Consider the following 26484-nt stretch of genomic DNA (forward strand, 5'->3'; position numbering starts at 1 on the left):
CTTAGAGCTCCTTTGCGCCAGCGCTGGCGGTTTCCGGGGTTTCGGCCTTGGGGAGGAAGATCTGGAGGCCGTACTTGTAGAGGGCTCCACCGATCAGGGCGCCGATGATCGGGCCGATGATCGGGATCCAGAAGAACAAGTCGCCGTTCTGATCCCGCATCGCTCCGCCGTAACCGGTGAAGAACGAGGCCAGACGCGGCCCGAAGTCACGGGCCGGGTTGATGGCGTAGCCGTCGAGCGTGCCCCAGGCCATACCGATGGCGACGATCAGCAGACCGACGACGACGGGGGCCAGGTTGCCCAGCGGGGCCGAGTTCCGGGCGTCGCCGATGGCGAACAACATGAAGACCAGGATCGCGGTACCGATGATCTGGTCACGCAGTGCGCCACCCTGGCCGATCGGCAGGGTGCCGTTACCCGGCAGCGTACTGAAGATGCCCTGGGTCTTGATCGTGTGCCCGGGGTCGACCATCGCGATCAGGTCGGTGTAGTTCCAGCGCACGATCAGCGCGGCGACGAAGGCGCCGGCGGTCTGGGCCAGGGAGTAAGGCAGAACCTTCTTCCAGGGGAAGCCCTGGTAGGCGGCGAGGGCGATGGTCACTGCGGGGTTGAGGTGGGCCCCGCTGATCCGGCCGGCCGCGTAAACACCCAGCATGACGCCGAAGCCCCAGGCCCAGGTGATGCTGTCGTGGTCACCGATGCCGCCGGCGACCACCTGGGCCACCACGCCGACACCGAAGAGAATCAGGATGGCGGTGCCGAAGAATTCGGCGGCCAGTTCACCGGTCAGGCCCGGGATGCGCCGGGTGGCGGAGGGCAGTTGCCCCTGGGGTGGTTCGGATGCGGTCGTCTGACCGTTTGCGCTTGCCGTCGTTGGCATGGCGTCACCCTCGATCTGATGATTGTTGCCCCGATGTTTCGGGGTCCTTCGACGCTATGAAAACGCTGGCCACAGCGACACGCCTTTCTGTCGACATTGTCGAACATCCGCCGACCGGTCTACGTTGGCCGCATGCCGGGCTCGATTCAGTCCATCGAGCGTGCCGCCGCGATCCTGCGTCTGCTCGCCGCGGCGCCGGGTCCCCTGCGCCTGACGGAGATCAGTTCATCCGTTCAGCTCTCGCGCGGAACGGCCCACGGCATTCTGCGCACGCTGACCGAGGTGGGGTTCGTCGACCAGGACCGGGTGACGGGCAAGTACCTGCTGGGTGCCGGGCTGGTGGCCCTCGGCGGTGGTCTGGTGGATCCGAACGAGCTGCGGGCGCGCAGCATGAACTGGGCCGACCCGCTGGCCGCGCGGACCGGTGAGGCGGTGCGGGTGGTGACGCCCGAGACCGGGGACGCCCGCGTGGTCCACTACGTGTTCCGCCCCGACCACTCAGCCCAGAAGGCCGACGTCGGGGCCGTGCTGCCCGGTCACGCCACCGCTCTGGGCAAGGTGCTGCTGGCCTTTCACCCCGTGGCGGTCCCGGACGTGCTCACCTTCTACACGGCACGCACCCTCATCACCCGCACCACCCTGACCGCCGAGCTGACCCGGATCCGGCGCCAGGGGTGGGCCGTCGAGCGGGGTGAGCACCAGATGGACATGGCCGGCATCGCCGCCCCGCTGACCGGGCTCGGGGGCCTGGTGGTGGGGGCCATCGGTATCCACGGCGCGGTAGATCGCCTTCTCGACCCGGCCGGTGTGCCCCGCCCCCGGCTGCTCGCCCTGGTGCAGGAATGTGCCCGTGCGGTCGGCCGCGAACTGACGACCTTGAGGACGCAGGTGTGAAGCCACGTTTCGTGATGGCCATCGACCAGGGCACGACGAGCACCCGCTCGATCCTGTTCGACCACAGCGGTCAGCTGGTCGCCGTGGCCCAGCTGGAGCATCACCAGTACTTCCCCCGGCCCGGCTGGCTGGAGCACGATGCGGAAGAGATCTGGCGCAACGTGGACAAGGTCGTCAACCGCGTTCTGGGCGACGTCGGCGCCACCGCCACGGATATCGCCGCCGTCGGCATCGCGAACCAGCGCGAGACCATCGTGATCTGGGAGCGGAAGACTGGAAAGCCCGTGCGCCGGGCCATCGTCTGGCAGGACACCCGCACCGACGCGATGGTGGAGGAGATGCTGCGCGCGCCGGGCGCGGAGCAGATCCCGCAACTGTCCGGCCTGCCGCTCTCCTCCTACTTCAGTGCGCCGAAGCTGCGCTGGATGCTGGACGAGACGCCGGGGCTGCGGGAGCGGGCACAGCGGGGCGAGGTGCTGTTCGGCACCATGGAGTCCTGGCTGATCTGGAACCTCACCGGAGGGGTGCACGTCACCGACGTGACCAATGCCAGTCGCACCATGCTGATGAACATCCGTACCCTGGAATGGGATTCACATCTGCTCGACTTCTTCGGCATCCCGGCCGCGATTCTGCCGGAGATCCGGGGTTCGCTGGAGACCTACGGCACCGGGCACGGCCCGTTGCAGGGTGTGCCGATCGCGGCGGCGCTGGGCGACCAGCAGGCGGCGTTGTTCGGGCAGACCTGTTTCTCTGCCGGTGAAGCGAAATGCACCTACGGCACAGGTAGTTTCCTGCTGCTCAACACCGGCACCGAACTGGTCGCCTCGACCCACGGCCTGCTCACCACGGTGGCTTACCAGATCGCGGGGGAGCCGGCCCACTATGCGCTGGAGGGCTCGATCGCGATCACCGGCTCGCTGGTGCAGTGGTTCCGCGACGGGCTGGGCCTGATCGGCAGTGCCGCCGAGATCGAGACCCTGGCCCGCACGGTCGACGACAACGGGGGCTGCTACATCGTCCCCGCGTTCTACGGTCTGTTCGCGCCGCACTGGAGACCCGAGGCCCGTGGGGTCATCGCCGGCCTGACCAGCTACATCACCAAGGGGCACCTGGCCCGGGCGGTGCTGGAGTCGACCGGCTGGCAGACCCGTGAGGTGCTCGACGCGATGAACGCCGACTCCTCGCTGCGGCTGAAAGCGCTGAAGGTCGACGGCGGTATGACCTCTGACAACCTGCTCATGCAGTTCGTCGCCGATGTGCTCGACGTGCCGGTGGTGCGTCCGATGGTGGCCGAGACCGTTTCCCTGGGAGCCGGTTACGCGGCCGGTCTGGCCGTGGGCTACTGGTCCGACCTGGAAGGTCTTCGCCGGAACTGGCACCTGGCCGCGGAATGGCTGCCGGAAATGGATCAAGAGCGCCGGGAGTCGGAATTCCGGAACTGGACATATGCCGTTCAACTCACCCTGGACTGGACCAGCAAAGTGGGCAATGCCACTACTCGTGTGAAGTCCCGATAAAGAGGATATTACGAGCTGCTGTGCGCCTGGTTTCAGGAAACATCAGGGACGGTCAGGGGTGATCTCAGGGTGATGCCTGAGGCGTTTCCGGCCTGCTGAATTGATACTGTTCCGGCGTTCTTGAGCAAGAAAATGCCTGCTGCCTCCGGGTTTCTCCAGGGGTTGGGCAGTAAGGTTAGGTCAGCCTGACTCCGATACTTCGAGTCGGCTGTATGCACCCTGAGCCAAGCAGTCAGCCAGACGTTCGCGGGAGCCGTCCGACCGGATTCCCGTGCGGCGAATATGGAGGCACGACCGGCTATGAGGCAATCATGACCATCATTACTTCGCGGTTCGAGCGGCGTGCGGGCAAGGGCGATACCGCCGATTCTGCCGCTTCCGCCGACTCTGTCGACCGGGAGAGCACACTCGGCGTCACCCGGCGTCTGAGTACCCGGCGCAGTGACCGGCACCGGGGCGAGCCCTGGCGCGACTGGGCCGCCATCGGCCTTCTCAACCACGCGCAGATGCTCGTCATCGCCCTGATCTCCCCGAGTTGGCCCTGGCTCCTGCTGGCTGCGCTGCCTCTCAGCCTGACCTTCGCCACCGGCACCCTGACCATCCTGCACGACGCCGGTCACCGCCGGTTCTCCCGCAAGACCTGGCCCAACGTCTTCGCCACCCAGACGGCCATCCCGCTGGGCTTCTTCGTACAGCACTGGACCCTGAAACACCGTGTGCACCACCGGTCGTCACAGGTGTATCCACTGGACGAGGCCACCCGTAACACCACGGTCCGGATGCATCCGGGCATCGAGCGCAAGCCGATCCACCGCTACCAGCACTTCTATGCGTGGTTCCTCTACGCGTTCGCCTGGGTGGGCGAGCTGGACAGCCAGATCACCTACGTGCGGAAGGGCAACATCATCGGCCTGGAGGTGCCGCCCTTCCGGGTGCGGCTGGGCCAGTGGCTGTTCGAGAAGGCCTTCTGGGCACTGGTGATCGCCCCGTACGTGATCCTGCTGGGGCCGGGCAAGTTCGCGCTGTACTTCATGGTGGCCATGAGCCTGGGTGCGGTCCAGGCCGCGATCGTGCTGGTGGTCGGGCACATCAACGAGGGGCTCTACGCGCCGAGTGAGCAGCCGGCGCCGAAGGACTGGTCCAAGCATCTGGTCGCCACCACGGCCTCGTTCAACACCGGCAGCCTGCCGATGCGCTGGCTGACCGGCGGTATGACCCATCACCTGGCCCATCACCTCAAGCCGGTGGCCCCGCGGCACCAGCTGCCGCAGTTGCACACCACCGTGGTGGCGAAGGTGGTGCAGGCTTCGGGTCTGCCGCACGTGGAGTACCCGACCCTGACCTCCGCCACGATCAGCCACTACCGCAGGCTGAAGGAACTGGGTCACAGCGACGGCGGTCCGCCCGTGGTCACCGGGCCCACCGCCACCTGAGAGAAAGCACGAGAGTCAACGGTGAACGCGCCAGCCATCCTGGTCGCCTTTCTTGATGCGATCGCCTTCGGTGCGTCGACCGCACTGATGCACCACAGCGCCTCCCGTGCCCCGGAAGGGCCGGGAGGCCTGCGGGGGCTGGCGCACCTGCTCCGGCATCTCGCCACCCAGCCGACATGGCTCGCCGGTATCGCGGCCAGCCTCGGCGGTCTGGGGCTGCACGCCGTCGCCCTCAAGCTCGGGTCTCTCGCGGTGGTGCAGCCGATCGTCGTCACCGGGTTGGTCTTCGCGTTCGTCTTCCGCGCGGTGCTCGACCGCCGGTGGCCGCAGCCCCGCATCATGATCTGGGTGGTCGTGGTGGCGGCCGGGATCGCGGTGTTCCTGGTCGGTGCGCGCAGCAGTGAGAGCTCATCCGACGTCAGCACGAGGTCGGCGCTGATCTTCGTCGCCGTGGCCGGTTTCGCCGCGGCCTTCACCTGGTGGCTGGCCACGAGAGTGCCCACCGCCCGGGCCGGGCTGCTCATGGGTATCGCCGGCGGCCTGATCTTCGGCCTGATCGCCTCGATGATCAAGATGGTCACGTCGTCGGCCGGCGTCTGGGAGGCTCTCACGACCTGGCCGATCTACGTGCTCGCGGGGCTCGGCGCCTCCGGGTTCCTCAGTAACCAGTACGCCTACAACCGGGCGCCCCTGTCGCACTCGCTACCGGTGCTCAACGTGGTGAACCCGGTCATCGCCGTCACCTTCGGCATTCTCGTCTTCAGCGAGTCACCCAGTTCCGACCCGGCCCTGCTGAGCCTCGAGGTGGCCGGGCTGATCATGGTGCTGACCGGCGTGGCGTTCCTGGCCCGCGAGGGCGACGAGCACCCCACGTCGTTACCGGACCTGCCCCGGGAAGCCCTCAGAACCCGTTCGTGATCACGAGGGTTTTTGGTCCAGCCGGCCGGCCGCCTCGTGGAGTTCGTCCAGCGCGTCCCGGGCGAGAACGGCCAGATCGGTGGCGTACCCCGGTGAGCGCCACCGCACGAAGGCCTCACGCAGCGCTCGCGCGCCGAGGTCGGCGGCCAGGCCCGCCGTCGCGGCCGGCACTTCCCGCTCGAGCAGCGCCTGCTCGAGGGCCTCGGTCAGGCGGGCGTTCTTGAAGGCCGACCGCTCGCGCAGGTCTTCGTGGGAGGCGACGACGGCGTGGAGGCGGGCGCTGGGCTCACGGCGCTCCGGCGGGAAGAACGCGGCCAGTTCGACGACGGCCGCGGCGACCGTCTCGTACGGGGTCGCCGAGGCCGGCGCGGCGGTGACGGCGTCGTGCAGCATCTTCACCTGTTCCTCCTGCCCGGCGAACAGCACCTCGCGCTTGTCGGGAAAGTGCCGGAAGAAGGTCATTTTGGAGACCCCGACGCGGGCGGCGATCTGGGCGACCGTGGTGGCCTCGTAACCGTTCTCGGCGAACAGCTCGATCGCGGCGTCGATCAGCCGTAGACGCGTGTTCGGTTCCCAGCGAGCCATGTGGGACAGCCTAGTGAGGTGACTGGGTAACGTCATGAGTGCTAGTTTGATGTTACTCAGTCACATCAAGGAGGACGTCATGCGTGTTTTCGTCACCGGAGCCAGCGGTCACATCGGTTCGACGCTCCTGCCGGAGCTCATCGGCGCCGGTCATGAGGTGGTGGGGCTGGCCCGGTCCGATGCCTCCGGGAAGAAGGTGCGCGAGCTGGGGGCCGAGGTGCGTCGTGGGTCGCTGGACGACCTGGACCTGCTGCGTGAGGCCGCGACCGAGGCCGACGCGGTGATCCATCTGGCCTTCAGCAACGAGCTGATGATGAGCGGGGACTTCGCCGGGGCGGTGGCGAAAGACCTGACGCACGTGGGCGCCCTGGGTGATGCGCTGGCCGGCACCGGCAAGGCGCTGTTCGGGATCGGCATGCAGCGCACGGCCGACGCGAAGGTCAACGCCACGATCGACGCCAACCCGCGCTCCCAGGTCACTCAGCTGATCGCAGACTATGCCCAGAAGGGCGTGCGATCAGTGACTTTCGCCATCCCACCGGTGACCCACAGCAATCTCGACCGCCACGGCTTCATCCCGCTGATGATCAGCATCGCCCGCCGCACCGGGATCTCCGGTTACCCGGGCACGGGCGAGAACACCTGGCCGGCGGCGCACACCCGCGACGTCGCCACGCTGTACCGGCTCGCCCTGGAGAAGGCCCCGGCCGGCGCGCAGCTGTACGCGGCCACCGAGCAGGGCGTGCCGCTGAAGGAGATCGCCGAGGTGATCGGCCGGAAGCTGGGCATCCCGACGCAGAGCATCCCGGACGAGAAGGTCGACGAACACTTCGCCGGGTTCCCCTTCGTGCGCATCGATTTCAGCATGCCCAACGACGAGACCCGGGAGCTGCTCGACTGGACGCCGTCGCACCCGGGCCTGCTGGCCGACCTCGAGGAAAGCCACTACTTCCACTGATTCCCTCCGTGATCATGCAAATCCCCCAGCCTTCGGCCGGAAGGTGCCCCACTCCCCGGAGTTCTAGAACTTTCAGATCCACAGTTCTAGAACTCCGGGGAGGTTTTGCATGATCACGGCAAGTTGTCGGGGGTCAGAGGCCTCGGGCCTTCATCATCTCGCCGAACGGGAGTACCTCAGCGAAAGGATCTTTTACAGAGGGCTTTCCAGCAGTGGACGAGGAACTCGTCCTGGTCATCAGTGCCGTGAGCTGGCGGGCCGCCCGCCCGACCCGGCCGGACAGCTCGGTGCTGCCGGCCGACGCCCAGTCCTCGCTCGCCGCGTACACCGCGGTGGGCACGACGACCGCCTTCAGGTAGCTGAACAGCGGCCGCACAGCGTGTTCCAGGGCCAGTGAGTGGCGGGACGAACCACCGGTGGCCGCGATCAGCACCGGCTTCCCCTCGAGCGCTCCCAGCTCCAGCACGTCGAAGAAGGACTTGAACAGTCCGCTGTACGACGCGCTGAAGATCGGGGTCACCGCGATCAGGGCGTCGGCCTCGGTGACCGCCTTGATCGCGGGAACCAGCTCGCCGGTGGGAAACCCGGTCAGCAGGTTGTTCGTGATGTCGTGCGCCAGGTCGCGCAGCTCGATCACGGTGAGCTCGACATCTGTCTCGGCCGCGACGGCCGCGCCGAGCTTGTCGGCCAGCAGCCGGGTGGACGACGGCTGGCTCAGACCGGCGCTGATCACGACCACCGATGACTTACCCATGATTGTTACTCCCCGACCGACGCGACCGAGGCGAGCGACGCGTCCTCAATTTTGGCCTTCGAAGCCGCGAGAAGCGAAGCGTGCGTGGGTGCGTCGGGTGTACCCGGCGCCCGGCGCGCGGCGAACTCGGCCCGCAGCGTGGGCAGGATCTCGCCGAGCAGGTCGAGCTGCTCCAGCACGGTCTTCAGCGGCAGGCCGGCGTGGTCGATCAGGAACGACTGCCGCTGGTAGTCACCCACGTACTCGCGGAAACTCAGGGTGCGGTCGATGACTTCCTGCGGGCTGCCGACGGTCAGCGGAGTCTGCGAGCTGAAGTCCTCCAGCGAGGGCCCGTGTCCGTAGACCGGCGCGTTGTCGAAGTACGGCCGGAACTCCTTGACCGCGTCCTGCGACTTCTTGCGCATGAAGAACTGACCGCCCAGGCCGACGATCGCCTGCTCGGGCGTGCCGTGGCCGTAGTGCGCGAACCGCTGACGGTAGAACTGCACCATCCGCTGGGTGTGCTCCGGCGGCCAGAAGATGTGGTTGTGCAGGAATCCATCACCGTAGTAGGCGGCCTGCTCCGCGATCTCCGGGCTGCGGATCGAGCCGTGCCAGACGAACGGCGGGATGCCGTCGAGCGGGCGCGGCGTCGAGGTGAAGCCCTTGAGTGGGGTGCGGAACTTGCCCTCCCAGTCGACGACGTCCTCACGCCACAGGCGGCGCAGCAGCGCGTAGTTCTCCAGTGCCAGGTCGATGCCGTTGCGGATGTCCTGGCCGAACCACGGGTACACCGGGCCGGTGTTGCCGCGGCCCATCACCAGGTCGACGCGGCCGTCTGCGAGCTGCTGCAGCATCGCGTAGTCCTCGGCGATCTTCACCGGGTCGTTCGTGGTGATCAGCGTGGTCGAGGTCGAGAGAATGATCTTCTCGGTGGTCGCCGCGATGAAGCCGAGCATGGTCGTGGGTGACGACGGCACGAACGGCGGGTTGTGGTGCTCGCCCGTCGCGAAGACATCCAGGCCCACCTCTTCGGCCTTCTGGGCGATACGAACCATCGCCTTGATCCGCTCGCGTTCGCTCGGCTCGTGACCCGTGGTGGGGTCCGGCGTCACGTCGCCGACCGAGAAAATTCCGAACTGCATCACGAACTCCCTGCTCAGGCTGGCTGTCACCGCTATCGGTGACATCCTCTCCAATAGATCGTTGCCTGAGCAACTACTTGGTGGTCCCCGTCATTCCCGCGACCCGCCCGGCGCAGGGCGGGCGCGTCGCGACGGGTCTGTGTAGCGTTCCTCGCCGTGCCCGGGGTCGGTCCGCACAACCGGTCCTCCCCCGGCGCACCGGAACGGATGGACATCCAGATGGTGAACAGGAACCGAGTGCGGAACTCCGATCAAGACACCAGTAGTTATCCAGATATGAACGAGTCACGTACGGCCAGTCCTTCGCGTGCCTGGACCGTTCGTCGTGCACGCCTCGTCGACATCCCCGCGGTGTCCCGCATGCTGCGGGCGCCGTCCCTGGCCGACTGGCCGCTCCCCGGCGGCGTCTCCGACGACGACATCACCTCGGCCACCCGGCTGATGCTCACCCACGTCGGGCTGGAGCACGGTGAGTTCTGGGTCGCCGATGAGGACGGGCAGGTCAGGGCCGCGGTGGTGCTCCTGCCACCGATGGTGCCCACGGGTGCCGGCGACCTTGAGGGCGCCCTGAAACTGGGGCTCGGGCTGGCGCCCGGCCTGCACGACCGAACCGATGTGGCCGAACTCGCCGAACTGGCGGGCGCCCCGGTGATGCACTGGCTGCTGATGCCGCTGCACGCCCCGGGCGATGACGAGGTGCTCGCCGAGCTGCTCGAGGCCGCACTGCCCGCGGTGGACGTGACCGGTATGCCGGTCATGTGTCTGGAGCAGGTCGCTCCCGCCGCCCCGATCCGGGAGGCGGGGTTCGCGCCGCTGGTCGTGCCGCTCGACGTCGCGGTCACGGCGTCACTGCGCCCGGGCATCCAGGCGCCCGACGACGCGGGATCGTTGTTCGCCGACGTTCGGTAGTCAGCCGGTGCGGTGCCCTCGTCGTCCTCGCATGGAGGACGACGAGGGCACCGCGCGTTGGCGGCGCCGGTTGGGTGGGGTGGCCCACCTCTTTTGTTCGTGATCATGCAAATCCCCCAGCCTTCGGCCGGGAGGTGCCCCCACTCCCCAGTGTTATAGAACTCTTATGTCCACAGTTCTATAACTCCGGGGAGGTTTTGCATGATCACGGAGGCTTGTTGGTTGGTTGGTTGGTGGGGTCAGCGCGGGGGCATGCGGATCGCGCCGTCCATGCGCACGGTCTCACCGTTGATGTAGTCGTGGTCGATGAGCATGAGGGCGAGCTTGGCGTACTCGTCGGGGCGGGCCAGGCGCTGGGGGAAGGGGACGGCGGCGGCGAGGCCGGCCAGGTACTCCTGCGTGACCCCGGCCAGCATCGGTGTCTCCACCGTGCCGGGGGCGATGGTGTTGACCCGGATGCCGTACTGGGCCAGGTCACGGGCCGCCGGCAGGCACAGCCCCACCACGCCACCCTTGGACGACGCGTAGGCCGCCTGCCCGACCTGCCCCTCGAACGCGGCCACCGACGCGGTGTTGATGATGACGCCCCGCTGCCCGTTCTCGTCCGCCGCGGTCTCGGCGATCCGCTCGGCGGCATAGGTGAGCACGGTGAACGTGCCGATCAGGTTGATCTGGACGACCTTGGCGTAGAGGGCGATGTCGTGGCGGCCCTTCTTGCCGAGAATTCTTGCCGCTGTACCGATCCCGGCGCAGTTCACCACGCTGCGCAGAGGAGATCCACCCGAGGACGCCTCGGTCACGGCGGTCTCCACCGAGTCCGGATCGGTCACGTCCACACCCAGGTAGGTGACGCCGTCGATCGGCTCGGCCTTCTCGATACCGGCGGGCAGGTCGAACCCGTACACCCGGGCCCCACCGGCCGCCAGCGCCGTCGCCGTGGCCCGGCCCAGGCCGGAGGCCGCGCCGGTGACGATCGCCGCGGTGTTCGAGATCTGCATCAGGATCCTTCCGCTGTCCGGATAATGCCTTTCGTGTCCTTGGCGAGGGACCGGCCGATCACCATCCGCTGGATCTGGTTGGTGCCCTCGAAGATCTGCATCACCTTCGCCTCGCGCATGTAGCGCTCCAGCGGGAAATCGCGGGTGTAGCCGACCCCGCCGAGCACCTGCACGGCGTCGGTGGTCACGCGCATCGCGTTGTCGGTGGCGACCAGTTTGGCGATCGAGGCCTGGCGGGTGAAGGGCAGGCCGAGGTCGCGCCGGCGGGCCGCGGACAGGTAGGCCGCCCGTGAGACCTCGACGGCCGCAGCCATGTCGGCCAGGAGGAAGCTCAGACCCTGGTGGTCGATGATGGCTCGCCCGAAGCTCTCACGCTCTCGCGCGTAGGCCACGGCGGCGTCGAGTGCGGCCTGGGCCAGGCCGGTGGCGACGGCCGCGATGCCGAGACGGCCCGAGTCCAGGCCTTTCAGGGCGATTTTCAGGCCCTCGCCCTCGGGCCCGATGCGGTTTTCGACCGCTACCCGAACGTCGGTGAGCCGGATCGCGGTGGTGTGCGAGGCGGTGAGGCCCATCTTGCGCTCAGGCGGATCTGCGGCCAGGCCGGGTGTTTGCGCGGGCACGAGGAAGCACGAGATGCCGTCGCGACCGTCGCCGGTGCGGGCCATGACCTTGTAGAAGTCGGCCTGCCCGCCGTGGGTGGTCCAGGCCTTGACCCCATTGAGCACGTACTCGTCGTTCTTCAGCACGGCCCGGGTGCGCATCGCGGCCGGGTCGGAACCGGCGTGGGGCTCGGAAAGGCAGTAGGCACCGAGCTGTTCGCCGCCGAGCAGGCCGGGTAGCCAGCGTTCGCGTTGCTCCGGGCTACCGAACTCGGCCGGGCCGAAGCAGGACAGGGCGTGCACGCTGACGCCGACCCCGACGCTGGCCCAGACCGTTGCGATCTCTTCCAGCACCTGGAGGTAGACCTCGTAGGGCTGGTCGCCGCCGCCGTACTCGCCCGGATAGGGCAGGCTCAGCAGTCCGGCCCGCCCGAGCAGGCGAAAGGTGTCGCGGGGGAAGATCTCGTCGGCCTCGTGCCGGTTGACCTGGGGTGCGAGCTCACGGTGCGCGAGTTGCCGGGTCAGCGCGATGAGGTCGGCCGCCTCGGCGGTCGGCATGACACGGTCGGCGGGCAAGCGTCCCTCCTCACTGAGCGGCGGAGTTCAGTATGCCGCTTCAGTGAGGAGTTTGTTACTGCCTGAGCATGGCGAGATCGCGCGTCAGCCGACCTTCTGGAGCTCCGCGTTGTGGACCCGCTGGGTCGACGCCGGGAACTCGGCCAGCTTCGCCGGGGACCGCAGCGGACGGGAGACCAGGTTTCCCGTGTCGTTCGGGCACGCATTGTCAGCAAAGGAGGCTGCGCAGTCGGTGCACCAGGTGCACTCGAACGAGCAGATCCAGACATCGGGGGAATCCGCCGGGAGGTCCACGTCACAGGATTCGCAGTTGGGTCTGAGCTCAAGCATGATCGGACGCTAACACGCTCCGATACAGCGATTTTCGGCCGCGACGACCCTCTCTTTACGTAGTCTCATGATCACTGGGCCGTTCTGCGCGAAACGGGTCAGAACGATGCGGTGAGGCCACGCATCGTGCAGGCGGTGCGGCGGACCGTCGCAGCCGGAACGGAAAGATTTCTGAAGTTACTGAAAGTAGTTTCGGCTTCAGAGGGTGAGCAGATTCCGATATGTCGTGATCATGCAGAACCTCCCCGGGGAGGTTCTGCATGATCACGACCACGAGGGGGATCAGAAGGCCGAGGCCAGGGCCTTCGCGAAGGCCGGGAGGTCGTCCGGCCGGCGGCTGGTGATCAGGGGCCCGGGGCCTTTGAGGTCCACCACGACCTCCTGATCGACCCACTCCGCACCGGCGTTGCGCAGGTCGGTCTTCAGGCTCGGCCACGACGTGAGCGTGCGACCGCTCACCGCCCCGGTCTCCACGAGCGTCCACGGGGCGTGGCAGATGGCAGCGACCGGCTTGCCGGTGTCGAGGAACGACTTCACGAAGGCCACGGCCTCCGGGACGGTCCGGAGGGCATCGGGGTTCGCTACGCCGCCGGGCAGGACCAGGCCGTCGTAGTCTTCCGCGTCGGCCTCGCTGACCGGGAGGTCGACGTCGAAGACGTCGCCCTTGTCGAGGTGGTTGAAGCCCTGAACGGTCTTGCTGTCACTTCCGACGATGAGGACGGGATGTCCGCCCGCCTTCTTCACCGCCTCCCAGGGGTCGGTCAGCTCGACCTGCTCCACCCCTTCGTCCGCAACCAGGAAGGCGATCTTCTTTCCGCTGAGGGGCACGGTGAAACTCCTGACGCCGATCGGTACAACCGTGGCCCGCGGATGTCGGGCCACACCGCCAGAGCCTGGTCCGGGAGCGAGGGTTGCGCAGGCCGAGATGCGCGCGAGGATGGCCACATGACTGACGAGGTGGTGGATCTGCTCGTGATCGGCGGCGGCCCGGCGGGCCTGTCGGCGGTGCGCGCCTACCGGGAAGAAGGAGGCAAGGGCCGGGTGGTCGTGGTCTGTGCCGATCCGGACGCGCCCTACGACCGGCCGCCCCTGTCCAAGGACTTTCTGCGCGGCGACTCCTCCGAAGAGGATCTGGGTCTGCTCGACGAGGGTGAACTGTCGCGGCTCGAGGTGACCTGGGCTCGCGACCGGGTGACCGGCATCGATGTCGGGGCCCGGCGGGTCGACACCCGCGACGGCTCTGGTTTCGCCTACCGGTCATGTGTTCTCGCCACCGGATCGAACCCGGCCGACCTGCCGGTACCCGGCGGGGACGACAGCGCGGTGCTGCGGCTGCGCACCCTGGAGGACTCGCGGCGGCTGAAGCAGGCCGCGTACGGGGCGAAGACGGCCGCGGTGATCGGATCGGGCTTCATCGGCTGTGAGGCGGCGGCGTCGCTGCGCCGACTGGGCCTGGAGGTCATCCTGCTCACCGACGAGAGTTCGCCCCAGGCCAGGCGTCTCGGTGACGAGGCCGGTGCCCGCATCACGGGCTGGCTGCGGGACGAGGGTATTGGGCTGATGGTGGACGCGGATGTCACGGCGATCGAGTCGGCCGGCACGGGCGTCCGGATCGCCCTGGACGGCCAGGACGACATCACCGCGGATCTGGTGCTGACCGCCGTCGGGGTGCACCCGGCGTCCGACCTGGCGGCCGCGGCGGGGCTCGACCTGCACGAGGGACGCATCGTGGTCGACACCCACATGCAGACCTCGGCGCCGGGCGTGCTGGCGGCCGGCGACGTGGCCTACGCGTTCAACACCGCCGCCGGGCGGGCACTCGCGGTGGAGCACTGGTTCGACGCCGAGACGATGGGCAAGGTCGCCGGGAAGACCGCGGCGGGCTCGCCGGACGCGCAGTGGTCCGACCCGCCGGGCTTCTGGAGCCAGATCGGGGACCACTGGCTGAAGTACGCGGCCTGGGGTGACGGATACCAGGAGGCACTGTTCGAGGAGGGTGACGACGGTGCCTTCACCGTCTGGTACCAAGACGAGAACGGTACGTGCGTGGGCGTTCTCACCCATCAGGCCGACGAGAACTACGAGAAGGCGTTCGGCCTTCTGAGCTAGCCCCGTCGCTCTTCTGCCCGTGATCGGGCAAAGCTTCCCGGGGAGATGGGGGATTGCATGATCACGACAAGAGGATGGTCGGCCTCCGTCATCGCCGCGCCGGCGGAACGGGACAAGCCCCGGCGGTGGTCCGCCGGGGCCTGTCCTGGTTGGTTCCTGGGGTGATCAGCCCAGCAGTTCCCGGCTGATCCGGATCATGTCGTCGCGCTCGACGACCTTGACCCGCGCGCGGCTCTCGGCCTCGCCGAGGCTGATCTCGTGCGCGTCCAGAAGGTCCCAGCCCGCCCAGGTGGTGTAGTTGACGCCCTTCAGCTCGAGCTGGGTCGTGATGTCCACGGCGCTCGGTGCCGGGCGGTCGGGCGAGACTTCCTTCAGGATGTGCGAGACCGTCTCGCTGGCATCGCTCTTGGTGTGGCCGATCAGGCCGATCGGGCCGCGCTTGATCCAGCCCGTGCAGTAGAGGCCCTCGACCTGGTTGCCGTCGGCGTCGAGGACGCGGCCGCCGTCGTTGCTGACCACGTGGCGGCTGGGGTCGAACGGGATGCCGGGCAGCGCCGAGCTGCGGTAGCCGACGGCGCGGTAGACGGCCTGCACCGGCCAGTCGGTGAACTCGCCCGTGCCCCGCACGCTTCCGTCGCCGGTGAGCTCCATGTGCTCGGTGCGCAGGTTCTCCACCTGGCCGTCGCCGCTGATCTCCACCGGCGCTTCCAGGAAGTGGATGTGCAGGCGGTGCGGCTTGCCCGTCGGGTCTTTGCCCACCCAGGCATTGAGCGTCTTCATGACCTGCTTGACGTGCTTGTCCTCGTTGGCCGCGCGCATGCTGGCCTCGTCGAACTCGAAGCCCTCGGGGTGCACGACCACGTCGACGTTGGGGGAGTGGGCCAGCTCGCGCAGTTCCAGCGGCGAGAACTTGACCTGCACCGGGCCGCGTCGGGCGAACACGTGCACGTCGGTGGCCTGGTTGAGCTTCAGGCCCGCGTAGACGTTCGGCGGGATCTCGGTGACCAGCATCTCGTCCGCGGTCTTCGAGAGAACCCGGGCCACGTCCAGCGCCACGTTGCCGGCGCCGAGCACGGCCACGCTCTTGGCGGTCAGCGGCCAGTCGCGCGGCACGTCCGGGTGGCCGTCGTACCAGGAGACGAAGTCCGCCGCACCGAAGCTGCCGGGCAGGTCGACGCCCGGGATGTCGAGGTCACGGTCGGCGATGGCACCCGTCGCGAAGATGACAGCGTCGTAGTGGGCGCGCAGATCCTCGAGAGTGAGGTCGGTGCCGTAGTTGACGTTGCCGACGAAGCGGATGTTCTCGTGGTCGAGCACCCGGCGCAGGGCCTTGATGATCTCCTTGATCCGCGGGTGGTCGGGAGCCACCCCGTACCGGACCAGACCGTACGGAGCGGGGAGCCGCTCGATGACGTCGATCTCGACCGGGACCTCGGACTTGGTCAGGATGTCTGCGGCATAGATGCCAGCGGGGCCCGCGCCGATCACCCCGATGCGCAGAGGACGGGGGGCGGTAGTCGATTCAGTCATGGTTAGGTCAGCCTAACCTTGATCCTATATGAAATGGCAACATGAATCTGGTCACGTATTCCGTGTCAGGCGCGTAACGTCCTCTCCCGGTTGCTTTTTGTTGCCGTTCGAGCACGGAGCGCCCGCGTTGACGTTCGCATATCCGACAGATGACGGAAAGTTATCGAACCGGAACACTCTGCTGACAACGTGGGCAAATCGTCCGCTATTCTCATGTGCCCCAGGAGCCCTAGGGCCCTCTTGAGTGCGGCTGGCCCCTGCCCGGGCCGGACCGCTCCCGAGCTCCGTCAGCGCGGCGCCCCTCTCCGCGCCGATGCCGTGCGCCCGGCCTCCGCCCCTCCGCCGAACAGCTGGAGAACACGGACATGGCAAAGACCGTCCTCGTCCGCCGGACCATCCGGGTCACCCTCACCGCGACCGTCGCCGTCGGCGTCCTCACCTCCGCGGCCGCCTGTGGCGGGGGCGGCTCGGACGCGGCCGGCTCCGCGCAGGTGGCCGGTGTGACCAAGGTGCGCTGGATCTACGACTGGACCCCGACGTCCGCTGATCTGCCCGTTCTGAAGGGTCTGGAGGAGGGCTGGTTCCGGCAGGCCGATCTGGACGTCGTGACCACCCCCGGCGGCGAGATCAGCCAGCTGCAGTCGGTCGGCGCGGGAGAGCACGACATGACGGTCGGCGGTGGCGTCGAGCTGCTGATCAACCAGGCGCAGGGCCTGCCGGTGCAGGCGGTCGGGGTGGTGCAGCCGCTGGCCCTGACCGGTCTGATCTGCAACCCGAACTCGAACATCACGGCCGATGACCCGAACACGCTGCTGGGCAAGAAGCTCGCCACGGCGAGCACCGACGCGGACGACGTGGTCTGGCAGGCCTGGCGTAACCACAAAGGACTGAACGGCAAGGTCACCGAGGTGTCGCAGGAGGCCGGACTGCCGCTGCTGTTCCAGGGGGTCGTCGACTGCTACCCCGAGTTCCTCACCCGGGCCCCGCTGGAGGCCGAGCGGGAGTTCGGGCGCAAGCCGGTGAAGATCTGGTACTCCAAGGACGAGAACGTGATCGGCCAGGTGATCGACGTCAACACCGATTTCGCCGAGAAGAACCCGGCTGCGGTCAAGGGTTTCGTCGACGTCTACGCGCGGGGCATGCAGTGGGCCGCGCAGAACCAGGCCGAGGCGGTGGAACTGATGACGAAGGTCTATCCGGACTCCGACCCGTCGGTCACGGCGCAGGAGCTGAAGACCCTCTCCGGGTTCTGGTCGGCCTCCTACCAGGACAAGCACGGCTACCTGGCGATGGACGACGCCACCTGGAAGCCGACTGTGCAGATGCTGAAGCGGGCCGGGCAGATCAAGGAACTGCCGGAGATGGCGAGCGTCTACAGCACGAAGTACCTGCCGAGCACCCCCTACCTGCCCTGAGGATGGGACGGCCCATAACGAAGTGCGGATCTGGCGCGGTTCTCCGAGAGGTGGCAACCCCGCGCCCCGATGTCGTTGTGAGTTTCCACCGAAGACGGCCGATCTGCCGGATTGAAGGTTTCGGACGCCCGGTGACTCCTGGTATCAGTCCTGGTTGTGTCGTAAGAGCAACTGGCGACATGAGTGCCCACTGAGACTTTTGCGTGCTTTGCCCCGCTCACGCGTACCGTGTGAGCAGGCGCAGGAGGCGCGTCGTGCCGAGTCAGGGAACGGACTTCCGTATGCCACATGTCCCGCATGTAGTCGTCATCAACCCGACCAGCTCGGCCGAGATCACCGCGGGCATCCAGGAGACGCTGGACCGGGCGGCCCGGCGCTGGGGTGTTACCGCGACCGCTGTCACCTCTTACGGTGGCCCGAGAACGATCGAGTCGGACGACGACGGACGGGCCGCGATCAGTCCGTTGCTGGCCACCGCGGGGCAGCACCGGGCCGACGCCTACGTGCTGGCCACCTTCTCGGAGGCCGGTCTCGACGAACTGCGCGCGGCCGCGCCGGTGCCGGTGATCGGGATCGCCGAGGCCGCGCTCACCTCGGCGATGGCGCACAGTCGCCGTCTCGGCGTCATCAGCACCGTGCCGATGGCCACGTTCCGGCACGAGCTCTACTGGGCCAAGCTCGGCGTGAGCGGCCGGGTGGTGGCCGATCTGGCCATCGGGCGCAGCGAGTTAGACCTGGGCTCGCGTGACGCGGCGAACGCCGTGCTGGTCGCCGGCCGGGAACTGGTCGACCACCGGGGTGCCGAGGCGGTGATCCTGGGCTGTGTCGGTCTGGGGCACCTGCGGGGTCCGCTGGCCGACGAACTGGGGGTGCCGGTGATCGAGCCGTGTGCGGCCGGGGTGGCGATGGCCGCGATGGCTCTGGTCGACTTCCCACCGGACGTGATGCCGCCCCGCACGCAGCCCGCGCCACCCCCCGCCTCCTACGCACCGGAGCCGGCCTACGACCCGGGGCCCGGCCGGGGATACGCACCCGAACCGCAGTACGGCCGCTACTCCTAGGGCGCTCGCCGGCGCCCCCTGTGCCTCCACCCCTCTGTTCGTGATCATGTGAACCTTCCCCGGGAGGTGGGGTCCTTCCCGACCCAAGAACGTGGGGTCCTTCCCGACCCAAGAACGTGGGATTGCCTGATCACGAACAAGAGGGGAGCCGTCACAGCAGGGCGTTTCTTCGCGACGTCGGTGATTCCCGGACGGGCCCTGGCGACCGGGGGCCGGCGTACTACCGTCAGGGGTCGGACCTCGGCCACCGCCCGGTCGGGCGGGTTAAGGAGAACTGATGAGTGGGTACCTGGTGGCTGCGGCGACCTCCGGCCTGGGGCACGCGATCGCCCGGCAGCTCGTGCTGGCCGGTCACGATGTCTCGATCTGCGGACGCACCGCCGACCGGGTCCAGACCGCGGTGACCGCGCTCAACGAGGGCGCTGTCAACGGCACGGCGACCGGCCGTCCCGTCGACCTGACCGACGGGGACGCGCTGAACGCCTGGGTGCAGGACGCGGCGGCCCGCTTCGGCGGCCTGAACGGCGTGGTGGTGAACACCGGGGGTCCGCCCGCCAAGGGTTTCGACGACACCGTGGACGACGACTGGCAGCTCGGTTTCGAGCTGCTGCTGCGCCCGGCCGTGCGCCTGGTGCGGGCCGCGCGGCCGCATCTGGTGAAGGGCGGGAGCAGCGTCCTGTTCTGTACCTCGAGCCAGGTGCGGGAGCCTTCCGACGACCTGATCCTCTCCAGTGTGTTCCGGTCGGGGGTGGCGGCTCTGGCCAAGTCGCTCAGCCGCAGCTGGGCTCCGGACATCCGGGTCAACCAGCTGATTCCCGGCCGGATCGCCACGGATCGGGTCGCCCAGCTCGACGAGGGCCGTTCTCTGCGGTCGGGTCTCAGTGTGGACGAGATCCAGGAGCAGTGGAGCGGGAAGATCCCGGCGGGCCGCTACGGCGACCCGGACGAGTTCGCCGCCGCCGCGGTGTTCCTGCTCTCACCCGCAGCCTCGTACGTCACAGGCGTCAGCCTTCAGGTGGACGGCGGTCTGATGACGGGAATCTGAACACCGTCGGGTTGCCGGGTTCGCCACGTATGGTGGACGCGGGTTCTCTGACGGAACAAGCAGGGTGGCGATGATCAACTACGTGGTGGACGGCGATCCACAGGCACCCGTGCTCGTGCTCGGCTCCTCGATCGGCACTTCGCACCACCTCTGGGACCCGCAGTTACCCGGACTGGTGCAGGACTTTCGCGTTGTCCGCTTCGACCTGCCCGGCCATGACGGAAAACCCGCTCCGGCGGGCCCCTGCACCGTCCGGTCCCTGGCCGAGGAGGTGCTCCGCGTCGCCGACGCAGTAGGTGTCGAAACCTTTGTCTACTGCGGCCTTTCGATGAGCGGGGCGATCGGGCAGCAGCTCGCGCTCGATCACCCCGACCGGGTGAGGAAACTCGTGCTGGTCTGCACCTCGGCGACCTTCGGCGACGACCCGGCGCCCTGGCTCGAGCGGGCGGCACGGGTGCGGGCCGAGGGCACCGGTTTCCTGGTCGACCTCGCCCGGAACCGCTGGTTCGTGCCGGACGCGCCGGTGCCGCCGCACGGCCGGGAACTGCTCGAGGCCCAGACCGGCATCGACGCGGAGGGCTACGCCGCCTGCTGCGAGGCCCTGGCGACCTTCGACTCCCGCGACACGCTGGGTGGATTGCGGGTACCGACCCGGGTGATCGCCGGTGCCCGCGACATCGCCACGCCGCCGGCCATGGCCCAGGAACTGGCCGACCTCATCCCCGGCGCCGACCTCGTGATGGTGCCTCAGGCCGCCCACCTGGCCAACGTCGAACAGCCCGCGGCGGTGCTGCAGGCCATGCGAGGGCATCTCCGGTAAACGCCACCTGAACGGCACCCGAACCGGATGTGATCCGGACATGTACCCCGGATGAGCAGAACGGGCCGACCCTGGCTACAGTCGTGCGCCGACACGCGGAGGTGCACGGATGCGGCTCAGACTGACGCCGAGGGACACGACCATCATCGACCTGATCGTCCAGGCGGGTAACGCGCTGGTCGAGGGGGTCGATCTGCTGCAGGCCGTGATCCGGGCGCAGGCCGGTGACCGCCCTGACCTGCTGCTGAAGGTGCGTGACGCCGAGCACGCCAGCGACGAGATCGTGCACGCCACGATGCGGAAGCTGAACCGCACCTTCGTCACGCCCTTCGACCGCGAGGACATCTACGCCCTGTCGTCCGCGCTGGACGACTGCATGGACAACATGGAGGCGGCCGCCGACATGGTCGTGCTCGCCAATCCGGCGAAGCTGCCCGACGGTGTCGAGATCCAGCTGTCCGTGCTCCAGCAGCAGGCCGCCGTCACCGCCGCCGCTCTACCGGGCCTTCACACGATGAAGGGCCTGGAGGAGTACTGGGTCGAGATCAACCGCCTGGAGAACGACGCGGACGAGGCCTACCGCGACATGCTCGCGGAGCTCTTCTCCGGCGCCTACCAGCCGCTCGAACTGCTCAAGGTGCGCGAGGTCATCGACGCCCTGGAAGACGCTGCCGATGCCTTCGAACTGGTGTCGCACCATGTCGAGACCATCGCGGTCAAGGAGTCCTGACCCGTGTCCCTGACCCTGACCCTCGTGGTCCTGGTCGTGGCCGTCGCGCTGGTCTTCGACTACACCAACGGTTTTCACGACGCGGCCAACGCCATCGCCACGGCGGTCTCGACCCGGGCCCTGTCCCCGCGGTCCGCCCTGGCCATGGCCGCCGTCTTCAACGTGATCGGTGCCCTGCTGGGCCACGGCGTGGCCGAGACCGTGGGCAGCGGCATCATCAGCCCACCGAACGGGCACGAGGGTCTGCTCATCGTGTTCTCGGGTCTGGCCGGCGCCATCACCTGGAACCTGGTGACCTGGGCGCTCGGACTGCCCTCCTCCTCGTCGCACGCACTGATCGGCGGCCTGGCCGGCGCCGCGGTCGTGGTTTCCTCGCCCGTGCACTGGTCGGTGATCCTGGACAAGGTGGTGATCCCGATGGTGCTCTCACCGCTGGTCGGGTTCGGCCTCGCCTTCCTGGCCATGGTGGGTGTGCTCTGGCTCTTCCGCCGGGCCCGGCCCGGGCCGGTGACCCGCGGGTTCCGCACCGCCCAGATCGTCTCCGCCGCAGCGATGTCCCTCGGGCACGGCCTGCAGGACGCCCAGAAGACGATGGGTGTCATGACCCTCGCCCTGATCGCCGGTGGATATCACCGCAGCGGTGCCGGTATCCCCCTCTGGGTGACGCTCTCGGCCGCTGCGGCGATCAGCCTGGGCACCGCCTCCGGCGGCTGGCGGATCATGCGCACCCTGGGCCGGGGCGTCATCGAGCTGGACCCGGCACGGGGTTTCGTGGCCGAGACGGTTGCCTCGTCCGTGCTCTACACCACGGCCTACGCCTTCCACGCCCCGATCTCGACCACCCACACGATCACTGCGGCGATCATGGGAGTGGGCGCGACCAAGCGCCGCACCGCCGTTCGCTGGGGCGTTGCCGGTGACATCCTCACCGCCTGGGTGCTGACGCTGCCGGCGGCGGCGCTGGTCGCCGGGCTGCTCAGTCTTCTTCTGCACCCTCTGGCTTAGGTTCCTCGCCGAGACGGGCCGTGGTGGCGTCGTCCTCCTGCCCGTCGAAGTACTTCTTCAGCACCTCGCGGAACACCGTGAGCTCCGGTGCGGCGTAGGCGAAAAGCGTCATCGAGGAGCGCAGTTTCGCGGCGTCCACCGAACCCAGCACGGCGGTCGCAGTGGTGTCCCGCAGGCCCAGCAGGATCGACGCGCACTCCTGAAGGCGTGATCCCAGCACGGGATGAGCCAGGTAGGCGCGGGCCTCGGGCAGGCCGTCGATCGCGTACCGCACCGAGGTCGCGCTCAGCCCCAGGCCGGCGACCTGGGGCAGGACGAACCACATCCAGTGGGTGGTCTTGGCCCCGGCCCGGAGCTCGGCCACGGCCCGCTCGTAGGTACCGCCGGAGTTCTGGGCCTCGACGAAACGTTCCAGGCCGAAAGGGTCGTCATTCATGTCGGCCATCATCGGTTCTCACTGATCAGCGTGGCCAGTACGCCGGGCGTCAGGGCCTGGAACATGTGCTCCACGTCGCCCGGATAGACCATGTAGTCGCCCGGTCCCAGCTCGATCGGGTTGCTGGTCGGCCCGACCAGGGCCCGCCCCGAACCGAGCACCACGTGCTCGATCGTGCCCACCCGGTGCGGCTCGGAGATCCGGCCCGGCCCGATCTCGACGTTCAGCCGGTACAGGTCACGCGTGACGCCGGCCGGGCCGGCCGACATCAGATACGCCGCATAGTCACCCTGCCCCGACACCAGCGGCGTGCCCTGACCGTTGCGCACCACACCGATCTTCGGCCGGGGCGGGTCGATCAGCCGGCTCACCGGCAGGTCCAGCGCCGTGGCCAGAGCCCACAGGGTCTCGACGTTCGGGTTGCCGGCCCCCGACTCCAGCTGGGACAGCGTCGACTTGGCCAGCCGCGCCTGCTTGGCCAGCTCGCTCAGGGACATGCCGCTGCGCTCGCGCTCGCTGCGCAGGGCAGCGGCCAGCACGGCCTTGGGGTCGAGCGGGGAATCCTCATCGGGAAGCATGGGCGTTCGCCGTACCGATCACTCGTTTCGTTTGACGAACGCATGATGCCACGTTCATCCTTACGGGCATGCGGTCAGTATGGCGAACGGTAGGCCCGGAACGGGCTCGGGCCATTGCCCTTGTCTGTGTGGCCGACACTCTGGTGGCCGTGTCGTTCGGTGCGATCGCCGTGGGTGGAGGTCTGGACCGCTGGGTGCCGGTGGTGCTCAGCTTGCTGGTCTTCGCCGGTGGGGCACAGTTCGCGGCGGTCGGCACGGTACTCGCCGGTGGCTCCGCGACCGCCGCCGTCGTCACCGGCCTGCTGCTCAATGCCCGGCTGCTGCCCTTCAGTTTCAGCGTCTCCGACGTGATCCGGGGCGGCCTTGCGCGCCGGGCGCTCGGCGCGCAGATCGTCACCGACGAGACGGTGGCCCTGGCCCTGGCCGAGCGTGATCCGACGCGCCGTGCCGCCGTGTTCTGGGCCTGCGGGGTGGCGCTGTTCGTCTGCTGGAACATCGGGGTCGTGGCCGGGGCGGTCGCCGGCACCTGGATCGGCGACACCGACGCACTCGGTCTGGATGCCGCGTTCCCGGCCGTGCTGGTCGCGATCGTGCTGCCGGCCCTGAGCAGCCGTCGCATCCGGGCCAGTGCCGGAATCGGCAGTTTCGTAGCGGTTCTCAGCACGCCCCTGCTACCCGCGGGGCTGCCGGTGCTGGCCTCGCTGGCGGGTCTGGTCGCGCTCGTCCGACGTCCGGGCCGGACCCGCTCCGCGGAACCGACGCGGCAGGCACCAAGGCGTCCCTGATGCCCCTCCTGGCCATTCTCGTCTTCGCCGCAGGAACTTTCGCGTTCCGTGCCGCAGGTCCGGCGCTGGCCGGTCGCTACGAGTTCTCGGAGCGGGCGCAGGCCTGGATGGCTTCGGCCGCCACGACTCTCCTGGCCGCCCTGATCGCCACGAGCACCCTGATTCACGACGGTTCCTTCGCCGGCTGGGCCCGGTTCGCCGGGGTGACGCTGGCCGTGGTGCTGGTGCTGTTCCGGGCCCCGTTCCCGTTGGTGGTGATCGCAGCCGCGGCGGCAACGGCAGTGCTGCGCCAACTAGGCGTCGCCTGACCCCCTCCCTGGTTGGTGGAGCGCATCGCGAACAAGGTGAGCTGGGGGGTGGCCCGGATGCTCGACGACGTGCGGGCGGTCTGTGGACCGGCTGTGCTCTGTACTGCGCTGATGGCCTGGGTCCGGCATTTACCGGAACCCAGTGTGTGAAAGTCATTCCGGAGAGTTCCGACACTGAATGCCGCTTAACCGGGAATGTGAGCATGCTCGCGGCAACCCTGGATGGGACCTGTCCGTGACGAATCTCCGGACCTGGTCCTGACCTGCGGATCAACGCTCTGTGCAGCAACGATGCGACGCCCGGTCATGGTTCGGCGGGTGCTGAATCGGGTTTTTCGGGTTGGGCGCCTGTTTATGACCCCTTGATTTCCTCCTATCGCCCGGCGCAGCACCATTCCGGCGGGCCGCCAGTGGTGGAGGCCCAGAAATTTTCCGAGATGGGCGTGTGATTCACCGGGGAATGACGAATTCCCCCGGTCCGTGCGTCCGCATGTGTACGGCCTCAGGCAGGCCGGAGGGAGAGGAACTTTGGTTTCCCAGGAGCCAACCCCGCTCCCCGTACGTCCCCGGCGGGACTTCGACGCCGGTCCCGTCACGGGAGCCTCCTTGGCGACCGGGCAGATCCCCGTGATCAAGGAGGCCGTCAAGACGGCCCGGCCCGCTCCGGAGGGCTCCGGTGCGGTCATGGTGGACGAAGTGGTCGAGGGCGCCACCGACGACGCGGACACCGAGAAACGCCTGGCCGGGAACCTGCAGGAGGCTGGCTGGGGCTACCCGCAGATTTTCGGCCCGGCGGATCCGCCCTCCCCGATCACCGGCATCGGGCCTCTGAACGGCACCCCGGCGAGCAACACCCCGGCGAGCAACACCCCGGCGAGCACGCCGCGGAAGGATCCGGAGCTGGGCCCGCCCACGGCGCCCACCACCCAACTCCCCTTGCGCCGGGAACTGCGCGAGCAGCACTCCGAACCGGCGCCGCGCCGGTCCCGCCGCGCCGCCGCCCTGCACGTGACCCGGGGGACCCTGCGACGTCGTGACCCTCGTCCTCACCGCCGGGGTGCCGACCCCAAGACACTCGGGACCCGCTTCAGCCCGCGCCACAACCACCTCGGTCTGCTGCGGCTGGTCCTGGCTCTGACGGTCGGCGTCACCCACGCCACCGAGATCGGCTACGGCTGGCAGCCGCAGTTCGCCGGCACGCAGCTCGGTGAGCTCTGCGTGGACGCGTTCTTCGTGCTGAGCGGCTTCCTGCTGGTCGGTAGTTTCCTGCGGCTGGACTCGGTGCGCCGCTACGCCTGGCACCGGTTCCTGCGGATCGTGCCGGGTTTCTGGGTGTGCCTCGTGGTCACCGCCACGCTGATCGCCCCGTTGATCGCCTGGCTGCAGGACGTGCCGATGAGAACGCTGATCAACGGCCAGGACTCGGCGGTCGACTACGTGATCCGCAACGCCGCGCTGCTGATGAGGCAGTGGGGTGTCTCCGGGTTGCCGAGCGATGTTGAGATGACCGGTGTGCTCAACGGTTCGCTCTGGACGCTGTTCTACGAGGCCGCCTGCTACGCGTCGATCATCGCGCTGGGAGTGTTCGGCGGGCTGCGGCGCCGGCCGGTCATGACCCTCGGCGCCGTCGGGGCCCTGTGGGTGGTCACGGTGCTGAACGACTACCAGATCGTGTACCTCGGCCAGGAGCGGATCCTGCGGCTGTCGTTCATGTTCCTGATCGGCTCCGTGCTGTACCTGTACGCCCACCAGGTGCCGATGAGTCGCTGGCTCACCCTCGCGGCCGTGGGCGTGGTCGTCGCCGGGGTCGCGTTCTTCGACGACTACCGGGTGCTGGCCGGCCCGGCGTTCGGCTATCTCTGCCTGGCACTGGCCGTTTCGCGACTGAGGATTCCGGACCCGCGCACCGACATCTCTTACGGGCTGTACGTGTACCACTGGCCTCTGTTGCAGGTGTTCAACCTCCTGGGCCTCGCCACCTACGGCGTCTGGGTCTTCGCGCCGGCCGGGCTGGCCGCGGCGGCAGTGGTCGCCCTGCTCAGCTGGAAACTCGTGGAGAAGCCGGCCCTGGGATTCAAGGACGCGGGCTGGGTCGCCTTCCGGTTGCCGATGGCCCGGTCGGCCCCAGCTCCCTCGAAGGCATAGGAAAGGCCCGGGAATCCACTGATTCCCGGGCCTTTTCAG

At 68.3% G+C, this 26484-nt stretch carries 27 protein-coding genes; 16 read left to right on the forward strand and 11 right to left on the reverse strand.

Annotated elements, in window-relative coordinates:
* Position 1: 1 nt before the first annotated feature.
* A complete protein-coding gene (locus tag QSK05_RS02695; protein WP_285593522.1) occupies positions 2-880 on the reverse strand; it encodes an MIP/aquaporin family protein in 879 nt (292 codons plus the stop codon).
* Between the two features lie 132 nt (positions 881-1012).
* Here QSK05_RS02695 and QSK05_RS02700 point away from each other — a divergent pair, with 132 nt between their 5' ends.
* From QSK05_RS02700 to QSK05_RS02715, 4 genes are all read left to right on the forward strand, one after another.
* Complete coding sequence (locus QSK05_RS02700) at positions 1013-1774, forward strand: IclR family transcriptional regulator (protein ID WP_285593523.1); 762 nt, start codon at positions 1013-1015, stop codon at positions 1772-1774.
* Positions 1775-1788: 14 nt separating this feature from the next.
* Positions 1789-3294 (forward strand): glycerol kinase GlpK, encoded by a 1506-nt coding sequence (gene glpK, locus QSK05_RS02705; RefSeq protein WP_502879727.1) that lies wholly within the window; start codon positions 1789-1791, stop codon positions 3292-3294.
* Between the two features lie 311 nt (positions 3295-3605).
* Positions 3606-4727: a fatty acid desaturase family protein gene (locus tag QSK05_RS02710; protein ID WP_285593526.1), complete on the forward strand. Its 1122-nt coding sequence runs from the start codon at positions 3606-3608 to the stop codon at positions 4725-4727.
* Positions 4728-4748: 21 nt separating this feature from the next.
* Positions 4749-5645 (forward strand): DMT family transporter, encoded by an 897-nt coding sequence (locus tag QSK05_RS02715; RefSeq protein WP_285593528.1) that lies wholly within the window; start codon positions 4749-4751, stop codon positions 5643-5645.
* On the opposite strand, the gene QSK05_RS02720 is transcribed toward QSK05_RS02715, so the two are convergent.
* The gene (locus tag QSK05_RS02720) at positions 5646-6230 is read right to left on the reverse strand and encodes a TetR/AcrR family transcriptional regulator (protein WP_285593529.1); all 585 of its coding nucleotides are present in this window, start codon (positions 6228-6230) and stop codon (positions 5646-5648) included.
* A 79-nt stretch (positions 6231-6309) separates the two neighbouring features.
* Between QSK05_RS02720 and QSK05_RS02725 the strand changes: the two genes are divergently transcribed.
* Positions 6310-7188 carry an SDR family oxidoreductase gene (locus tag QSK05_RS02725; protein ID WP_285593531.1) on the forward strand — a complete coding sequence of 293 codons (879 nt, stop codon included), beginning with the start codon at positions 6310-6312 and terminating at the stop codon, positions 7186-7188.
* Between the two features lie 133 nt (positions 7189-7321).
* On the opposite strand, the gene QSK05_RS02730 is transcribed toward QSK05_RS02725, so the two are convergent.
* Together QSK05_RS02730 and QSK05_RS02735 are read right to left on the reverse strand one after the other, a co-directional pair.
* Complete coding sequence (locus tag QSK05_RS02730; protein ID WP_285593532.1) at positions 7322-7942, reverse strand: FMN reductase; 621 nt, start codon at positions 7940-7942, stop codon at positions 7322-7324.
* Positions 7943-7947: 5 nt separating this feature from the next.
* The gene (locus tag QSK05_RS02735) at positions 7948-9066 is read right to left on the reverse strand and encodes an LLM class flavin-dependent oxidoreductase (RefSeq protein WP_285593534.1); all 1119 of its coding nucleotides are present in this window, start codon (positions 9064-9066) and stop codon (positions 7948-7950) included.
* Positions 9067-9342: 276 nt separating this feature from the next.
* Between QSK05_RS02735 and QSK05_RS02740 the strand changes: the two genes are divergently transcribed.
* Positions 9343-9975 carry a hypothetical protein gene (locus QSK05_RS02740; RefSeq protein ID WP_285593535.1) on the forward strand — a complete coding sequence of 211 codons (633 nt, stop codon included), beginning with the start codon at positions 9343-9345 and terminating at the stop codon, positions 9973-9975.
* 239 nt (positions 9976-10214) lie between these two features.
* Here QSK05_RS02740 and QSK05_RS02745 read toward each other — a convergent pair whose 3' ends face one another.
* The 4 genes from QSK05_RS02745 to QSK05_RS02760 form a co-directional block, all read right to left on the reverse strand.
* Positions 10215-10973 (reverse strand): SDR family oxidoreductase, encoded by a 759-nt coding sequence (locus QSK05_RS02745; RefSeq protein ID WP_285593537.1) that lies wholly within the window; start codon positions 10971-10973, stop codon positions 10215-10217.
* The gene (locus tag QSK05_RS02750) at positions 10973-12148 is read right to left on the reverse strand and encodes an acyl-CoA dehydrogenase family protein (protein ID WP_285593539.1); all 1176 of its coding nucleotides are present in this window, start codon (positions 12146-12148) and stop codon (positions 10973-10975) included. Before QSK05_RS02750 ends, QSK05_RS02745 begins: the two co-directional genes overlap by 1 nt.
* Positions 12149-12232: 84 nt before the next feature.
* Positions 12233-12478, reverse strand: coding sequence for a DUF1272 domain-containing protein (locus QSK05_RS02755; protein ID WP_285593540.1), 246 nt, complete (start codon positions 12476-12478; stop codon positions 12233-12235).
* 282 nt (positions 12479-12760) lie between these two features.
* On the reverse strand, positions 12761-13306 hold the full coding sequence (locus QSK05_RS02760; protein ID WP_285593541.1) for a type 1 glutamine amidotransferase domain-containing protein: 546 nt from the start codon (positions 13304-13306) through the stop codon (positions 12761-12763).
* Positions 13307-13423: 117 nt separating this feature from the next.
* Between QSK05_RS02760 and QSK05_RS02765 the strand changes: the two genes are divergently transcribed.
* Entirely contained in the window at positions 13424-14587 is a 1164-nt protein-coding gene (locus tag QSK05_RS02765; RefSeq protein WP_285593542.1) for an NAD(P)/FAD-dependent oxidoreductase, read from the forward strand.
* Positions 14588-14752: 165 nt separating this feature from the next.
* Here the strand turns inward: QSK05_RS02765 and QSK05_RS02770 are convergent, their stop codons facing one another.
* On the reverse strand, positions 14753-16117 hold the full coding sequence (locus tag QSK05_RS02770; RefSeq protein WP_285593544.1) for an FAD-dependent oxidoreductase: 1365 nt from the start codon (positions 16115-16117) through the stop codon (positions 14753-14755).
* Between the two features lie 365 nt (positions 16118-16482).
* Here QSK05_RS02770 and QSK05_RS02775 point away from each other — a divergent pair, with 365 nt between their 5' ends.
* From QSK05_RS02775 to QSK05_RS02800, 6 genes are all read left to right on the forward strand, one after another.
* Positions 16483-17532 (forward strand): ABC transporter substrate-binding protein, encoded by a 1050-nt coding sequence (locus QSK05_RS02775; RefSeq protein WP_285593545.1) that lies wholly within the window; start codon positions 16483-16485, stop codon positions 17530-17532.
* A gap of 254 nt (positions 17533-17786) precedes the next feature.
* Positions 17787-18593 (forward strand): aspartate/glutamate racemase family protein, encoded by an 807-nt coding sequence (locus QSK05_RS02780; RefSeq protein ID WP_285593546.1) that lies wholly within the window; start codon positions 17787-17789, stop codon positions 18591-18593.
* Positions 18594-18870: 277 nt separating this feature from the next.
* Entirely contained in the window at positions 18871-19638 is a 768-nt protein-coding gene (locus tag QSK05_RS02785) for an SDR family oxidoreductase (RefSeq protein ID WP_285593547.1), read from the forward strand.
* 70 nt (positions 19639-19708) lie between these two features.
* On the forward strand, positions 19709-20458 hold the full coding sequence (locus tag QSK05_RS02790; RefSeq protein WP_285593548.1) for an alpha/beta fold hydrolase: 750 nt from the start codon (positions 19709-19711) through the stop codon (positions 20456-20458).
* Between the two features lie 109 nt (positions 20459-20567).
* Positions 20568-21188, forward strand: coding sequence for a DUF47 domain-containing protein (locus tag QSK05_RS02795; RefSeq protein ID WP_285593549.1), 621 nt, complete (start codon positions 20568-20570; stop codon positions 21186-21188).
* A 9-nt stretch (positions 21189-21197) separates the two neighbouring features.
* On the forward strand, positions 21198-22193 hold the full coding sequence (locus QSK05_RS02800) for an inorganic phosphate transporter (RefSeq protein ID WP_352300220.1): 996 nt from the start codon (positions 21198-21200) through the stop codon (positions 22191-22193).
* Here QSK05_RS02800 and QSK05_RS02805 read toward each other — a convergent pair.
* Positions 22165-22629, reverse strand: a complete 465-nt coding sequence (locus QSK05_RS02805) for a DUF1810 domain-containing protein (protein ID WP_285593552.1) — start codon at positions 22627-22629, stop codon at positions 22165-22167. The genes QSK05_RS02800 and QSK05_RS02805 overlap by 29 nt on opposite strands.
* Positions 22630-22637: 8 nt before the next feature.
* Positions 22638-23207, reverse strand: coding sequence for a helix-turn-helix domain-containing protein (locus QSK05_RS02810; RefSeq protein WP_285593554.1), 570 nt, complete (start codon positions 23205-23207; stop codon positions 22638-22640).
* Between the two features lie 68 nt (positions 23208-23275).
* On the opposite strand from QSK05_RS02810, the gene QSK05_RS02815 reads away from it, so the two are divergent.
* The 3 genes from QSK05_RS02815 (at position 23276) to QSK05_RS02825 (ending at position 26445) form a co-directional block, all read left to right on the forward strand.
* Positions 23276-23992, forward strand: coding sequence for an AzlC family ABC transporter permease (locus QSK05_RS02815; RefSeq protein ID WP_352299756.1), 717 nt, complete (start codon positions 23276-23278; stop codon positions 23990-23992).
* Complete coding sequence (locus QSK05_RS02820) at positions 23992-24300, forward strand: AzlD domain-containing protein (RefSeq protein ID WP_285593558.1); 309 nt, start codon at positions 23992-23994, stop codon at positions 24298-24300. Before QSK05_RS02815 ends, QSK05_RS02820 begins: the two co-directional genes overlap by 1 nt.
* A 606-nt stretch (positions 24301-24906) precedes the next feature.
* Positions 24907-26445, forward strand: a complete 1539-nt coding sequence (locus QSK05_RS02825) for an acyltransferase family protein (RefSeq protein WP_285593560.1) — start codon at positions 24907-24909, stop codon at positions 26443-26445.
* Positions 26446-26484 lie beyond the last annotated feature (39 nt).

The sequence above is a fragment of the Kineosporia sp. NBRC 101731 genome, assembly GCF_030269305.1.
GTDB lineage: Bacteria > Actinomycetota > Actinomycetes > Actinomycetales > Kineosporiaceae > Kineosporia.